Consider the following 14,689-nt stretch of genomic DNA (forward strand, 5'->3'; position numbering starts at 1 on the left):
GATGACCGTCGTGCCGCGCCTGGTGCTCAGCGCGCCGTCCTCCGGGCACGGAAAGAACGCGCTCGCGATCGGGCTGCTCGCCGCCCTGGCTGAGCGGGGTGTCGACGTCGCCGGGTTCAAGCTCGGCCCGGATCAGGTCGATGCCGCGTACCTGGGTCTCGCCGCCGGTCGACCGGGCCGGGTGATCGACCCCCGGTTGGTCGGCACCGACCGGCTCGCTCCGCTGGTCGCGCACGGTGCGGCGGGTGCCGGGCTCGCCGTGGTGCAGGGCAGCATGGGCCTGTACGACTCGGTCGGCGGCCGTCCCACGCAGGAGTCCACGGCCGCGGCGGCCACCGCGCTGCGCAGCCCGGTGGTCCTGGTGGTCGACGTGGCCGCGATGGGGCAGTCGGTGGCCGCCCTCGTGCACGGTTTCCGCTCGTACGACGAGCAGTTGTGGCTCGGCGGGGTGATCCTCAACCGGGTGGCGTCCTCGCGGCACGAGGGGATGCTGCGCGAGGCGCTGGAGGACGTGGGGGTGCCCGTCTACGGCGCACTGCGTCGCCAGGACCTGCCGTCCGTGCTGCCGTCGCGCCGGCACGGGGTGGCCCCGGTGGTCGACGGGTCCGCTGACGCCTCCCGTGCGGTTCGTCGCCTTGGCGAGGCGGTCGCCGCCACGGTCGACCTGGAACGGCTGCTCGGGCTGGCCCGCTCCGCGCCACCGCTGCCGGCCGCGGCGTGGTCGCCGCAGGAGGCGCTCGGCGAACTGGTCGTTCCGGCGGAGCGCCCGCTGGTGGCGATCGCGGGCGGGCCGGGCGGCAGCTTCAGCCACCCGGAGACCGCGGAGTTGCTGCGGGCCGCCGGTGCCGAGGTCGTCACGATCGATCCGCTGCGCGACGAGGCGCTGCCGGTCGGTGTCCGCGCGCTGGTCGTGGGCGGTGCGCTGCCCGAGGCGTACGCCGAGCAGTTGTCGGCCAACCGGCGGCTCTGCATCGCGGTGGCCGAGTTGGCGCGCACCGGGCGGCCGGTGGTCGCCGAGGGCGCGGGCCTGCTCTGGTTGGCCCGGGAGCTGGACGGGCTGCCGATGTGCGGTGTGTTGGACGCGGTCGGCGTCAGCCGGGACGGTCTCGTGGTGGGTTACCGGGAGGCGACCGCCCAGACCGACAGCGTGGTCGCGGCGCGCGGCACGGTGCTGGTCGGGCACAAGGAGCACCGCGCGGTGCTCACCCCGCGCGCCGGTCAGCGGCCGGCGTGGAGCTGGGACGGTGGCACGCCGGAGGGGTTCGTCTGGCGCAACGTCCACGCCTCACAGCTCGCCCTGCACTGGGCCGGTCACGCGGCGACCGCCGCCCGACTGGTCGCGGCGGCGGTGCGCGAGCCGGTGGGCGAGGCGGACGCGGCTGCGGCCGGTGAGGTCCTCGCCGACAAGCACTGATCCTGGTCCACTCCCGGTCAGCCGACGATGGCGTCCGAGGGTGGGGTGAACTGACGGGTCGGTGTGCCCTTCAGGCCGTCGCGCAGGGTCTCGGCGACCGCCGCGATGGGGATCTGGGACTGCCCGTCACCGACCGCGTTGAACGGATTGTCCGGGTCGGAGATGAAGCTCGCCGCGGCCAGTTCCGGGGTGTAGCCGACGAACCAGGCCGACCGGGTGCTGTCGGTGGTGCCGGTCTTGCCGGCGACCGGGCGGCCGACCGTGCCTCGGACGCTGTCGGCGGTGGACCAGCCCCCGCAGCTGCCGCGTGCCGGGGTGTCCCCGGTGGGGCAGCGGGCGGCGTCGGTGGCAGCCCGGGCGGCGTCCGCGTTGACCACCTGCCGGCACCGAGGCTTGGCCACCTCACGATGGATGCCGCCGGGGGTGGCGTACGTCGCCGGGGTGCCGTCCCGGTTCATGATCGCCTGCACGGGGATCGCCTCGCAGTAGCGGCCGTCGGCGGCGATGGCGGCGTACGCGTTCGCCATCTCCAGCGGGGTGGCGTCGGAGACGCCCAGGGTGAAGGCACCCCACTTCGAGGCTTTCGCGGGTGAGGCGTGGTCCCGGTCCACGTCGGTGCGCCAGCGCAGCCCGAGCTGCTCGGCCAACCGGACCGCCCGTTCCGCGCCGACCTTCTCCTCCAGCCACACGAAGTACGTGTTTACCGACTTGCCGAAACCGGACCACATGGTCTGCTGGCCGGTCATCGCGCCGCTGGCGTTGGAGGGCGCCCAACCGTCGTAGACCTCCGACCGGTAGCGGTACGGGGCGTTGAACGAGGTGGAGAGCGTCATCCCGGAGTCCAGGGCGGCGAGCATCGGGAACATCTTGAACGTCGACCCGGCCTGGTAGCCCGCCAGGTCACCGCCGCCGAGCAGCGGCGCCACCGTGTTCGGGTAGTTGGCCTTCACCTTCGGCCCGGCCTCGGGGTTGGAGCTGGGTGGGTTGTCGGCCAGGTCGAGGGAGTACGTCCGGTTCACCGCCATCGCCTTCACCCGCCCGGTGCCCGGCTCGGAGACCACGATGCCGTTGGCGAACGGGCTGCCGGTGGCCTCCTTGGCACCGACGTTCTTCTCCGCCGCCTCCTGGATCTTCGGGTCGAGGCTGAGCACGATCCGGTAGCCGCCACGGCGCAGCTTGTCCATCCGTTCCAGCCGGTTCGCACCGAACGCGGGCTGCGCACTCCACCAGTTCTTCAGGTAGTCGCAGGCGAAGCCCCAGCTGTTGTACTTCTCCGGGATCGCCGCGCAGTCGTGCGGCGGGGTGGTCAGCTTCAGCCGGATCGGCTCGGACTTGGCGGCGGTGGCCGAGTCGGGGGAGAGGTAACCGAGCTGGCTCATCCGGTCCAGCACGTAGTTGCGCCGCGCGGTGGCCTCCTTCTGGTCGGAGTCGGCGGGGTCGTACTCGGACGGGGACTTGACCAGGCCGGCGAGGGTGGCGGCCTCGACCGGGGTGAGGTCCTTCGGGGTCTTGGAGAAGAAGATCTCGCTGGCCGCGTAGATGCCGTACGCCCGGTGACCGAAGTACGCCGAGTTCAGGTAGCGCTCAAGGATCTGCTCCTTGCTCAGTTCCTTCTCCAGGTCCATCGCCATCCGCATTTCCTTGACCTTGCGCAGGCTGGTCTGCTGGGTGGCTTCCTGGACCTCCTTGGGGGTGGTCGCGCTGTCCCGCAGGGCCATCCGGACGTACTGCATGGTCAGGGTCGACGCGCCCTGGGAGACGCCGCTGGACCGGGCGTTGGCCACGAAGGCGCGGGCCACGCCCTTCGGGTCGACGCCGTGGTGCTGGTAGAAGCGGTTGTCCTCGGCGGCGACGATCGCCTGCTGGATGTTCGGCGACATGTCCGACAGCTTCGTGTACTGCCGGTACTCCTCGTAGAACATGGTCAGTACGGTCTTGCCGTCCGGGGCGTAGAGGTACGAGGTCTCGGCGGGCAGGGCGGTGGTCAGCAGTCTGGTCTTGTGCTCCATGGCGTGCGCGGTGGCCTTCGCGCCGAGCCCGGTGAAGGCGACCAGCGGGTACGCGACGGCGGCGATCACGATGCCGGCGATGAGCCCGGCACGCAGGAGAGGGACGAGTCGACCAGCAGCAGCAAGGGGTCGGTTGCTCACGTGGCAAAGTTATGACATTTCCGAATCAAACATGAGACGAACTCATAAACCCGTGAGGTGGTGACGTGGCTTACGCGGAGATCGACTGTCCCACCGGCCACCTTCCCGGCAGGATCTCGGACATGCGTGATGAGCCGAGCGAGGTGCCGGTCGCCGAGGCCGACCCTGCGGCGGCGCCCGAGCCGGATCTGACGCACCACGGGGACGCGGAGGTCGGCGCCGGCCTGATCGACCTTGCCGTCAACGTCCGCCAGGCGTCACCGCCGGACTGGCTCGCCGACCCGATCGCCGCCACCCTCACCGACCTGGCCCGCTATCCGGACCCGGCGCCGGCCCGGGCCGCGGTCGCCGCCCGGCACCGGCGTCCCCCGAACGAGGTGCTGCTCACCGCCGGGGCCGCCGAGGGCTTCGTGCTGATCGCCCAGGCGCTGCGCGGCATCCGCCGACCGGTGGTCGTGCACCCGCAGTTCACCGAACCGGAGGCGGCGCTGCGGGCCGCCGGTCACCCGGTCGAGCGGGTGCTGCTGGACCCGGCCGACGGCTTTCGGCTCGATGCGTCCCGGGTGCCCGCCGACGCCGACCTGGTGATGATCGGCAACCCGACGAACCCCACCTCGGTGCTGCACCCCGCGCGGGCCGTGGCCGCGCTGGCCCGCCCGGGTCGGGTGCTCGTGGTCGACGAGGCGTTCGCCGACACCACCGGCGGGCACACCGGCGAACCGGAGTCGCTGGCCGAGCGGCGCGACCTGCCCGGCCTGCTCGTGGTGCGCAGCCTCACCAAGACCTGGGGGCTGGCCGGTCTGCGGATCGGCTACCTGCTCGGCGCCCCGGAGTTGCTGTCCCGGCTGGCCGCCGTCCAGCCGCTCTGGGCCGTCTCCACACCCGCGCTGGCCGCCGCCGCGGCCTGCGCCACGCCCGCCGCCGTCCAGGCCGAACGCGCGATCGCCGTCGACCTCGCCGCCGACCGCGACCATCTGGTGGCACGCCTCGCCAGCCTCCCCGGTGTACGCGTCGCAGGCCGCCCCGCCAGCGCGTTCGTGCTGCTGCACCTGCGCGGCGCGACCCGGGTCCGGGCGGCCCTGCGGGAGCGGGGCTGGGCGGTACGTCGCGGCGACACGTTCCCCGGACTCGGCCCGGACTGGCTGCGGGTGGCGGTACGGGACCGAAACACCACCGACGCGTTCGTCGAGGTGCTGCGCGAGATCATGGAGGCATGATGTTGGAGACCACGATCGCGGCCATCGCGCCACTGGACGAGTCGGCCATGGCCGCCGCCCGTGAGCTGCACGGCCGACTGACCAAGCCGGCGGGCTCGCTGGGCGCGCTGGAAGACCTGTCGGTACGCCTCGCCGGACTGGCCGGGGTCTGCCCGCCGCCGCTGCCCGAGCCGGCCGCGGTGGCGATCTTCGCCGGTGACCACGGGGTGCACGCCCAGGGGGTGACCCCGTGGCCGCAGGAGGTCACCGGGCAGATGATCGGCAACTTCCTGGCTGGCGGCGCGGTCGTCAACGCGTTCGCCCGGCAGGCCGGCGCCTCGGTCACCGTGGTCGACGTCGGGGTGGCCAACCCGCTGCCCGAGCCGCCCACCGTCGACGGAGCCGACCCAGCCGTCCTCGACCCGACCGCGCCCCGACTCGTCTCCGCCTCGGTGCGCCAGGGCACCCGGGACTTCGCGGTGACCGCTGCCCTCACCCGGGACGAGGCGCTCGCGGCGGTGTGCACCGGCATCCGGATCGCCGACGAGCTGATCGACGCCGGTGCCGGCATCCTGCTCACCGGCGACATGGGCATCGGCAACACCACCCCGGCCGCCACGCTGATCGCCGCGTTCACCGGCGTCGACCCGCTCGACTCGACCGGCCGGGGCACCGGGGTCGACGACCCGACGTACGCCCGCAAGGTGGCCGTGGTGCGCGCCGCGCTGGCCCTGCACACACCTGACCCGGCCGACCCGCTGGGCGTGCTGGCCGCCGTCGGCGGCCTGGAGCACGCCGCGCTGGCCGGGCTGATCCTGGGCGCTGCTGCGCGCCGCACGCCGGTGCTGCTGGACGGTGTGATCGCGGTGTCCGCCGCGCTCGCCGCCGCCGCGTTCGCGCCGGACGCGGTCGGCGCCATGATCGCCGGGCACCGCTCGGCCGAGCCGGGCGCCACCGTGGCGCTGCGCCAACTGGGCCTCGACCCGCTGATCGACCTGGGGCTGCGTCTCGGCGAGGGCACCGGCGCGCTGCTGGCGCTGCCGGTGGTCACCGGCGCGGTCCGGGTGCTGCACGAGGTCGCCACCTTCGACTCCGCAGGCGTGGCCGAGAAGTGACCACGCGCGGCGAGCGAGGGGGCACGGCGTGAGCGCCAGCCCGTACCCCCTCGGTTTGCGGCTCGACGGGCGGCGGGTGGTCGTGGTGGGCGGCGGCGCGGTCGCCACCCGGCGGGTGCCCGCGCTGCTGGACGCCGGCGCGGACGTCCTGCTCGTGGCCCCGGAGCTGACCCCGGCGCTGCGCGCCCGGGCGGACGCGGGCCGACTGCGCTGGGCGCCGCGCCGGTTCGCACCCGACGACCTGGACGGGGCATGGCTGGTTCAGGTGGCCATCGACGACCCGGTCGCGGCCGAGTCCGTGACCGTGGCCGCCGCCGAACGACGGATATTCTGCGTCCGTGCCGACGACCGCACGGCGGCGACGGCCTGGACTCCGGCGGTGACCCGGCACGGCCCGGTCACCGTGGCGGTGCTCGGCGGCGGGGATCCCCGGCGCGCGATGACCGTCCGCGACGCGATCCGCGACCTTCTCGACGCACGCAGGCCCGCCGCGCCGGAGGGGACACGTCCCGAGGGTGTGCGAGGGCGGGTGGCATTGGTCGGGTCCGGTCCTGGGGACCCGGAGCTGATCACCGTGCGGGGTTGGCGGCTGCTCACCGAGGCGGACGTGGTGGTCGCCGACCGGTTGGTGCCCGGGCTGCTCCTGGACGAGCTACGCCCCGACGTCGAGCTGGTGGACGCCTCGAAGATCCCCTACGGTCCGTCCCGCGCCCAGGAGGAGATCAACCAGATCCTGGTCGACAGGGCGCTGGCCGGCGCGTCCGTGGTCCGGCTCAAGGGCGGCGACCCGTACGTCTTCGGCCGGGGCGGCGAGGAGCTGCTGGCGTGCGCGGCGGCCGGCGTACCGGTGACCGTGGTCCCCGGGGTGACCAGCTCGATCGCCGGGCCGGCCGCGGCCGGCATCCCGGTCACCCACCGGGGGGTGGCGCACGAGTTCACCGTCGTCTCCGGGCACCTGGCACCCGACTCGCCGGCCTCGCTGGTGCGCTGGGAGGCCCTGGCGGGCCTGCGCGGCACCCTGGTGATCCTGATGGGGCTGAAGAACCTCGCCGCCATCGCGGCCACCCTGATCGCGCACGGCCGACCGCCGGAGACGCCGGCCGCCGTCGTCCAGGAGGCCACCACGGGCGCGCAGCGAGTCCTGCGGTCGACGCTCGGCGCGGTGGCCGGCGACGCGTTGGCGGCCGACCTGCGCCCGCCAGCCGTCGTGGTGGTCGGTGACGTGGTGGGTGCGCTCGACGGGTGACCGGTGACATCGGTCCCGGTGGGCGTCAGCGCGGCGCCGGGTGGCGCCGCCGGCACGAGAGCGGGAGGCTCGAGGTCCCTTGCGCGTCCTTTGCTCTGCTTCAACCGGCGCAACACGGAGAAGCTGTTTGTGTTGCGTGGAGTGAAGCAGAGCAAAGGACGCGCGGAGGGCGAGGGCGGGGGCCGTGACGGCGGCGCTCGGGCGACCGGTACGAAGCGACGACGGGCCGGAGCAGCGCTGCTCCGGCCCGTCGTCGAAGTGCCTGTCGGCTACTGCTTGAGCATGTTGTCCAGCAGCAGGGCACAGCGGATCAGACCCAGGTGGCTGTACGCCTGCGGGTGGTTGCCCAGACCGCGCTCGGCGAGCGGGTCGTACTGCTCGGGGAGCAGCCCCGTCGGGCCGGCGGTGAGCACCATCTGCGCGAACAGTTCCTCGGCGTCGGTGCGGCGGCCGGTGCGCAGGTACGCCTCGATCAGCCACGCCGTGCAGATGTGGAAGCCGCCCTCGCGGCCGGGCAGGCCGTCGTCCCAGTGGTAGCGGTAGACGACCGGGCCGCTGCGCAGGTCCGCCTCGATCCGTAGGACGGTGGAGAGGAAGCGCGGGTCGTCGCCCGGGAGCAGGCCGGAGAGCCCGATCCAGAGCGACGAGGCGTCCATGTCCTCGTCGCCGTACGCGACGCTGTACGCCTCGACGTCCGAGTGCCAGCCGTGCTCCAGCACGTTGGCGCCGATCCGGTCGCGCAGGTCCTTCCACTCCGGCCGGTCCTCGCCACCGTGCTCGCGCATCACGTGCAGCGCCCGGTCGACGGTCATCCAGCACATCACCTTGGAGAAGACGTGGTGCCGGGGTGGCAGCCGGGCCTCCCAGATGCCGTGGTCGGGCTCGTGCCAGCGCCGCCGGACGGCCTCGACCATGTTCTCCAGGACCCGCCACTCGTCCTCGCGGACCGAGCCGCGAGCGTCGGCGACGGCCGCGATGAGGTCGGCGATCGGGCCGAAGACGTCCAGTTGGAGCTGGTGGTTGGCGAGGTTGCCGACCCGGACCGGCCGGGAGCCGGCGTACCCGGGCAGCGTGTCGATGACCGCCTCGGCACCCAGCTCGTAGCCGTCGATCGTGTAGAGCGGGTGCAGCCGCTCCGGGTGACCGCCGGTGCGCTCGATGCAGCCGTCCACCCAGCGCAGCAGCGCCTCGGCCTCCTCGACGGAGCCCAGGTCGACCAGCGCGCGGGCGGTCAGCGCCGCGTCGCGCAGCCAGCAGTAGCGGTAGTCCCAGTTGCGGACGCCACCCAACTCCTCGGGGAGCGAGGTGGTCGCCGCGGCCAGGATCGAGCCGGTCGCCTCGTGGCAGAGCCCGCGCAGGGTGAGCGCGCTGCGGACGACCAGGTCCCGGGCGGTGGACGGTAGCCGCAGCGAGGCCACCCAGTCCTTCCACGGCTGCTCGGCCGCGGCCTGCCGTTCGTGGATCGGCACCCGGTGGTGCTCGAGGCTGTGCGTGGCGAAGCGCAGCTCCAGCACGACCTGCCCACCGGCCGCCGACAGGTCGACGAGCGCCTTGGCGGTCTCGTACCCGCCGTCGTTGGTGACCTGCCACTCCACCCCGGGGGAGTAGAGGGCGACCGGCTCGTTGGAGCCGAGCACCAGCAGGCCGTCGCCGAGCGGCTGCAACTGCACAGCGACCTGACCGAACTCGGGCCGCGGCGCGAACTCCACCCGGGCCTTGCCGCTGCCGGTCAGCACCCGGATCAGGGTCGAGTCGCCGGTGACCACCGCCGGGCCGTCCGGGTTGGTTTCCCGGGTCGGCTTGTCCAGCCAGTCGGTGACGGTGAGCCCGGACCACCGGGTCTCCACGGTCATCGTGCCGGAGCGGTAACGCTGGCCCAGCGGAATGCCGCCGCGCTCCGGGGCGACGCTGAAGTGGCCCGCGGGGCTGCCGCCGACCAGGTCGGCGAAGATCGCCGCCGAGTCCGGTTTGGGGTGGCAGAGCCAGCTGACCTTGGCCTCGGGGGTGAGCAGCGCGACGGTTCGGCCGTTGGCCAGCATGGAGTGGCGCTCGATCGGCACCGCCCGCTCGCCGAACAACCAGTGCCGGCGGGTCTCCAGCAGCAGCCCGAGCGCGCGGGCAGCCTCGATCGGCTCGGCCACCCGGTAGCCGGCCTGGGTCTCGCCAGGCCCGATCTTGATGCCGAGGTCCGGCCCGTGCAGGTTGCCGAACGCGTTCTCGTCGGTGACGTCGTCGCCGATGAAGAGCACCGCACTGGCCGCGAGCTGGGTCCGCAGTTGGTCGATCGCGGTGCCCTTGTGGGTGGCCACCACGGAGAGCTCGATGACCTCCTTGCCCTGCGTGACCGTGACGCCGTCGAAGGTGGCCGGGCCGTTGCGGACCGCTTCGATGGCCGAGGCGGCGATCTGCGGGTCGACACCCCGGGTGTGCATGGCGACGCTGGCCGGCTTGCGTTCCAGCCGGATGCCGGGGTGCTCGGCGGCGATCTCACGGAGCGCGTTGCGCACCTGGGTGCGTACCGCCACCAGTTCGGGGGAGAGCCGCTCGACGAAGCCGATGTCGAACTCGGAGCCGTGGCTGCCGACGAGGTGCACCTCGCTGGGCAGGCGGGAGAGCGCGGCCAGGTCGCGCAGCGCCCGGCCGGAGATCACCGCCACGGTGGTCTGCGGCAGCGCGGCGAGCGCGCGGATCGCGGCCACCGCCTCGGGCAGTGGTACGGCCGTGCTCGGGTCCTCCACGATCGGCGCGATCGTGCCGTCGTAGTCGCAGGCGATGAGGAGTTGGGGAACCCGGGCGATCCGGCCGATGGCGGATCTCAGCTCCGAGTCCATCACTCCGGCGGCGATCGCCGCTCCGTCGTTGACGGACGTGTTCACGCGGCCTCCGCCTCGGAGACTCCGAGTTCGGAGAGGAAAGACTTGGCCCAGTGCCCCACGTCGTGGGTACGCAGGTGACGTTGCATTGTCCGCATCCGGCGGCGTGCCTCGGTTTTCTCCACGTGCACTGCCCGGAGCAGGGCGTCCTTGACCGCGTCCGGATCGTGCGGGTTACACAAAAATGCCTGGCGCAGCTCGGTTGCGGCGCCGGCGAACTCACTGAGCACGAGCGCGCCACCCTGGTCGGCGCGCGATGCGACGTACTCCTTGGCCACCAGATTCATTCCGTCTCGCAGCGGGGTCACCATCATCACGTCGGCAGCGACGTACATCGCGGCCAGTTCACTGCGACTGTACGACTGATGCAGGTAATGCACGGCAGGCACGCCGACCCTGCCGAATTCGCCATTAATCCGACCAACCTCGCGCTCAACCTTGACTCGAAGTGCCTGGTAGTGCTCGACGCGCTCGCGGCTCGGCGTGGCGACCTGCACCATAACCGCGTCCGGAACTGTCAACTTTCCGTCAGCGAGCAGTTCGCGGAAGGCCTTCAGGCGCAACTCGATGCCCTTGGTGTAATCCAGCCGGTCCACACCCAGGATTATCGTCTTCGGGTCGCCCAGTTCGGCGCGGATCTGCTTGGCCCGGGCCTGGATCGCCGGGTCGGCGGCCATCCGCTCCATCTCCTGCGTGTCGATGGAGATCGGGAAGGCGCCCGCCTTCACCTGCCGACCGTCGACCTGGATCATCTGCCCCTCGTAGCGCAGGCCGAGCAGGTGCCGGGCCAGCCGGACGAAGTTCTGCGCGGCCAGCCGCTGCTGGAAGCCGACCAGGTCGGAGCCGAGCAGGCCGCGCAGGATCTCGGTGCGGAACGGCATCTGCATGAACAGCTCGATCGGCGGGAACGGGATGTGCAGGAAGAACCCGATCCGCAGGTCCGGACGCAGCTCGCGGAGCATCGCCGGGACCAGCTGGAGCTGGTAGTCCTGCACCCAGACCGTCGCGCCCTCGGCCGCCACGTCCGCCGCGGCCTCCGCGAACCGGGCGTTGACCAGCCGGTACGCCTCCCGCCAGCGACGCTTGTAGGCCGGCGTCTCGACCGCGTCGTGGTAGAGCGGCCAGATCGTCGCGTTGGACTGGCCCTCGTAGTAGCGCTCCAGCTCCTCGGCGCTGAGCGGCACCGGGTGGAGTCGGATGCCCTCCAGGTCGAACGGCTCGGGAGCGGCGCCGGTGCCACCGGCCCAGCCGACCCAGGTGCCCTGATGTTCGGCGAGCACGGGATGCAGCGCGGTGACCAGCCCGCCGGGGCTGCGTCGCCACTGCCGTCCCTCGGGTGTGCTCACCTCGTCGACCGGCAGACGGTTCGCCACTACGACAAAGGAGCTACGGACGGTCACGATCGGCCACCTCCGGGTACTGACGGGTCCACCGCGATGAGCGTACTGAGCGTAGCTGCGGCCTCTGGGCCCCCGTGCCGGAGTCTCCTACCCGCCCCGTGTTCGCCGAATCCTAGAGGTGATCTTGTCGACAGCTTCGGTCGCAGGTGAGGATGTGGCTCGCCCGCGTACTCCTCGGGCGGGGTGATGTGGGCGATGCGCGCCGTACCTGTCAGGATTGACGATGGCGTGCGTGTGGCCGGCTCCCGGCCGGCGGCGGCGGGTGGAGGTCCTGGCCCGCGCCGCGCCGCCGATCAGCGACAGCGCAACCGATGGAGGTAGCCCGCACCGTGGCCCAGTACATCTACGTCTTGGAAAAGGCGCGCAAGGCGCACGGCGACAAGGTCGTGCTCGACAACGTGACGTTGAGCTTCCTGCCGGGAGCCAAGATCGGTGTGCTCGGTCCGAACGGCGCCGGTAAGTCCAGCCTCCTCAAGATCATGGCAGGGCTGGACAAGCCGAGCAACGGCGAGGCCCGGCTCATGCCCGGCTACACCGTCGGCATGCTCGCCCAGGAGCCCCCGCTCAACGAATCCAAGACGGTGCTCGGCAACGTCGAGGAGGCGGTCGCCGAGACCAAGGCCAAGCTGGAGCGGTTCAACAAGATCGCCGAGCAGATGGCGACCGACTACTCCGACGAGCTGATGGAGGAGATGGGCAAGCTCCAGGAGGAGTTGGACCACCTCGACGCGTGGGACGTCGACTCCAAGCTCGAACTGGCCATGGACGCGCTGCGCTGCCCGCCGCCGGACGCCGACGTGACCCAGCTCTCCGGTGGTGAGCGCCGCCGCGTGGCGCTCTGCAAGCTGCTGCTGGAGGCACCCGACCTGCTGCTGCTCGACGAGCCCACCAACCACCTGGACGCCGAGAGTGTCTCCTGGCTGGAGCAGCACCTCGCCAAGTACGCCGGCACCGTCATGGCCATCACCCACGACCGGTACTTCCTGGACAACGTGGCCAACTGGATCCTGGAGCTGGACCGCGGCCGGACGTACCCGTACGAGGGCAACTACTCCACCTACCTGGAGAAGAAGGCCGCCCGGCTGGCCGTCGAGGGCCGGCGCGACGCCAAGATGAAGAAGCGCCTCACCGAGGAGCTGGAGTGGGTCCGCTCCAACGCCAAGGCCCGGCAGACCAAGTCCAAGGCCCGCCTGGACCGGTACGACGAGATGGCCACCGAGGCGGAGAAGACCCGCAAGCTCGACTTCGAGGAGATCCAGATCCCGCCGGGCCCGCGTCTGGGCAGCACGGTGATCGAGGCGAACAACCTCAGCAAGGGCTTCGGCGACCGGCTGCTGATCGACAACCTGTCGTTCTCGCTGCCGCGCAACGGCATCGTCGGCATCATCGGCCCCAACGGCGTCGGCAAGACCACGCTGTTCAAGACCATCGTCGGGCTGGAGGAGCCGACCGGCGGCGAGGTCCGGGTCGGCCCCACCGTTTCGCTGTCGTACGTCGACCAGAACCGTGAGGGCCTCAACGGCGACAAGACCGTCTGGGAGGTCGTCTCCGACGGGCTGGACTACCTGATGGTGGGCAAGGTCGAGATGCCGTCGCGGGCGTACATCGCCGCGTTCGGCTTCAAGGGCCCGGACCAGCAGAAGCCGACCAAGGTGCTCTCCGGTGGCGAGCGCAACCGGCTCAACCTGGCGCTGACCCTGAAGATCGGCGGCAACGTCATCCTGCTCGACGAGCCGACCAACGACCTGGACGTGGAGACGCTCTCCAGCCTGGAGAACGCCCTGCTGGAGTTCCCCGGCTGCGCCGTGGTCATCTCGCACGACCGGATGTTCCTGGACCGGGTCGCCACGCACATCCTGGCCTGGGAGGGCGACGACCAGGACCCGGCCAAGTGGTTCTGGTTCGAGGGCAACTTCGAGGCGTACGAGAAGAACAAGATCGACCGCCTCGGCGCGGAGGCCGCCCGACCGCACCGGGTGACCTACCGCAAGCTGACCCGTGACTGACCGTTTCGTCTACCACTGCACGCTGCGCTGGTCCGACCTGGACGCGTACGGCCACGTCAACAACTCGCGCTTCCTCACGCTCTACGAGGAGGCGCGGGTGGCGTTGATGTTCTCCGGCGGCCGGGCCTGGGGGGTCGGCTCGTTCGCCGACGGGGTGGTGATCCACCGCCACGAGGTGGACTACCTGCGCCCGGTCGACTACGCGCTCGGTCGCGCCACCGCGGAGGCCGCGCCCACCGTGCGGATCGAGCTGTGGGTGGAGGAGATCAGGGCCTCGCGGTTCACCGTCGCCTACGAGATGTACGACGGTGAGGTGCTGGCCAGCCGCGCCCGCTCGGTGCTGGTGCCGTTCGACCTCACCCGCCAGGTGCCCCGACGGATCAGCGCCGAGGAGCGGGCCTTCCTGCTCACGTACGCCCCCCAGGGCGGCGGCGGATGACCCGGCCGGACCCGGCAGCGGGGCACGGCTTGACCGGGGTGGCCGACGCGGGCGCGTTCCTGGCTCGGTTGGTCCGCTTGGATCCGGGTGCGCCGGTGCGGCTGCGGCCGGGCGATACGCCCGGCCGGGTCGCCCTCTGGGCCCGGCTGCCGTGGCAGGTGCTGGTGGTCCGGACGGTGGCCGGCGGGCCGACCGACGGCGGCGCCGTGGACGTCACGGTGGAGGCCGCGAAACTGCTGGCCGAGCTGGAACGCGGTGGCGCGACGTTGCCGGCCCGTCGGGACGCGCAGTGGCGCTGGCCGCTGCCTCCGATGGGCAGCCGGCCCGTCGAGGTGCTGCCCAGCGTCGAGGTGCGGCGGATCGCGGACGCGGCTGCGGGCACGCTGCGCGAGGCGAGCGAGCAGGGCGTTGCCGGCCGTGCGGTGGGCCAGCGGGCGCTGCGTGACGCGCTGCTCGACCACGTGGCCGTGCTGGTCACCCCGGATGCCCCGCCGGGCCCGGACGTGGAGGTGCCGCAGCGGCTGGTGCAGGGGCTGGTCCGGATGGGCTTCCTCGGGCCGGCCGGCAGCGCGGTCGACGGTTCGGCTGGCGGCCCTGCGCGCTCCGAGGTGCAGGTGCGGGTTGCCGGCCGTTGGGTCGGCCTGGTGGGACCATACGGAGCCGCCTGGTTGCAGAAGGCCACCGATCTTGCTCTGAAACCCCTGATCACTCGTCCGAACGGATGACCCCGGATCATTCTTCTGGTTCGGTGCTGTCGTTGGGGGGGTGCTTCAACTCGGCTGTCCGGGTACCGTCCATCCTCGGATCCAACGCACCGTAGGCGACTGGATCCGCTGGGGAGTGAGGTGCG

10 protein-coding genes are annotated in these 14,689 nt (G+C 72.1%); 7 read left to right on the forward strand and 3 right to left on the reverse strand.

The features are described from left to right. Position 1 precedes the first annotated feature (1 nt). A complete protein-coding gene (locus ABZ808_RS19350) occupies positions 2–1,414 on the forward strand; it encodes a cobyrinate a,c-diamide synthase (protein WP_357008043.1) in 1,413 nt (470 codons plus the stop codon). Between the two features lie 17 nt (positions 1,415–1,431). Here ABZ808_RS19350 and ABZ808_RS19355 read toward each other — a convergent pair whose 3' ends face one another. Beyond that, positions 1,432–3,564: a transglycosylase domain-containing protein gene (locus tag ABZ808_RS19355; protein ID WP_357008046.1), complete on the reverse strand. Its 2,133-nt coding sequence runs from the start codon at positions 3,562–3,564 to the stop codon at positions 1,432–1,434. A 122-nt stretch (positions 3,565–3,686) separates the two neighbouring features. Here ABZ808_RS19355 and cobC point away from each other — a divergent pair, with 122 nt between their 5' ends. Genes cobC through cobA form a run of 3 tightly spaced genes read left to right on the forward strand, consistent with a single transcriptional unit; the run spans position 3,687 to position 7,121 of the window. Beyond that, positions 3,687–4,781 (forward strand): Rv2231c family pyridoxal phosphate-dependent protein CobC, encoded by a 1,095-nt coding sequence (cobC, locus tag ABZ808_RS19360; RefSeq protein ID WP_357008048.1) that lies wholly within the window; start codon positions 3,687–3,689, stop codon positions 4,779–4,781. After that, positions 4,781–5,875: a nicotinate-nucleotide--dimethylbenzimidazole phosphoribosyltransferase gene (cobT, locus tag ABZ808_RS19365; protein ID WP_357008252.1), complete on the forward strand. Its 1,095-nt coding sequence runs from the start codon at positions 4,781–4,783 to the stop codon at positions 5,873–5,875. Before cobC ends, cobT begins: the two co-directional genes overlap by 1 nt. Positions 5,876–5,903: 28 nt before the next feature. Then, the gene (gene cobA, locus ABZ808_RS19370; RefSeq protein WP_357008051.1) at positions 5,904–7,121 is read left to right on the forward strand and encodes a uroporphyrinogen-III C-methyltransferase; all 1,218 of its coding nucleotides are present in this window, start codon (positions 5,904–5,906) and stop codon (positions 7,119–7,121) included. A 269-nt stretch (positions 7,122–7,390) separates the two neighbouring features. Here the strand turns inward: cobA and otsB are convergent, their stop codons facing one another. After that, positions 7,391–9,952, reverse strand: a complete 2,562-nt coding sequence (otsB, locus tag ABZ808_RS19375; RefSeq protein ID WP_357008254.1) for a trehalose-phosphatase — start codon at positions 9,950–9,952, stop codon at positions 7,391–7,393. A gap of 41 nt (positions 9,953–9,993) precedes the next feature. Further along, on the reverse strand, positions 9,994–11,394 hold the full coding sequence (locus ABZ808_RS19380; RefSeq protein WP_357008054.1) for a trehalose-6-phosphate synthase: 1,401 nt from the start codon (positions 11,392–11,394) through the stop codon (positions 9,994–9,996). Positions 11,395–11,723: 329 nt separating this feature from the next. Here ABZ808_RS19380 and ettA point away from each other — a divergent pair, with 329 nt between their 5' ends. The 3 genes from ettA to ABZ808_RS19395 are packed head-to-tail and all read left to right on the forward strand — an operon-like array spanning position 11,724 to position 14,564. Further along, entirely contained in the window at positions 11,724–13,400 is a 1,677-nt protein-coding gene (ettA, locus tag ABZ808_RS19385) for an energy-dependent translational throttle protein EttA (protein WP_357008255.1), read from the forward strand. Beyond that, entirely contained in the window at positions 13,393–13,839 is a 447-nt protein-coding gene (locus tag ABZ808_RS19390) for a thioesterase family protein (protein ID WP_357008057.1), read from the forward strand. The genes ettA and ABZ808_RS19390 overlap by 8 nt, the downstream gene beginning before the upstream one ends. Further along, positions 13,836–14,564: a hypothetical protein gene (locus ABZ808_RS19395; protein ID WP_357008060.1), complete on the forward strand. Its 729-nt coding sequence runs from the start codon at positions 13,836–13,838 to the stop codon at positions 14,562–14,564. Before ABZ808_RS19390 ends, ABZ808_RS19395 begins: the two co-directional genes overlap by 4 nt. Positions 14,565–14,689: the final 125 nt, after the last annotated feature.

Origin of the sequence: Micromonospora sp. NPDC047527 (genome assembly GCF_040643015.1) — a bacterium.
In the GTDB taxonomy this organism is placed as follows: Bacteria; Actinomycetota; Actinomycetes; order Mycobacteriales; family Micromonosporaceae; genus Micromonospora.

Coding starts and splice junctions, on each gene's coding strand:
- cobT (WP_357008252.1), top strand. CDS start 4,781: ATGTTGGAGACCACGATCGCGGCCATCGCGCCACTGGACGAGTCGGCC.
- ABZ808_RS19395 (WP_357008060.1), top strand. CDS start 13,836: ATGACCCGGCCGGACCCGGCAGCGGGGCACGGCTTGACCGGGGTGGCC.
- ABZ808_RS19350 (WP_357008043.1), top strand. CDS start 2: ATGACCGTCGTGCCGCGCCTGGTGCTCAGCGCGCCGTCCTCCGGGCAC.
- cobC (WP_357008048.1), top strand. CDS start 3,687: ATGCGTGATGAGCCGAGCGAGGTGCCGGTCGCCGAGGCCGACCCTGCG.
- otsB (WP_357008254.1), bottom strand. CDS start 9,952: ATGGACTCGGAGCTGAGATCCGCCATCGGCCGGATCGCCCGGGTTCCC.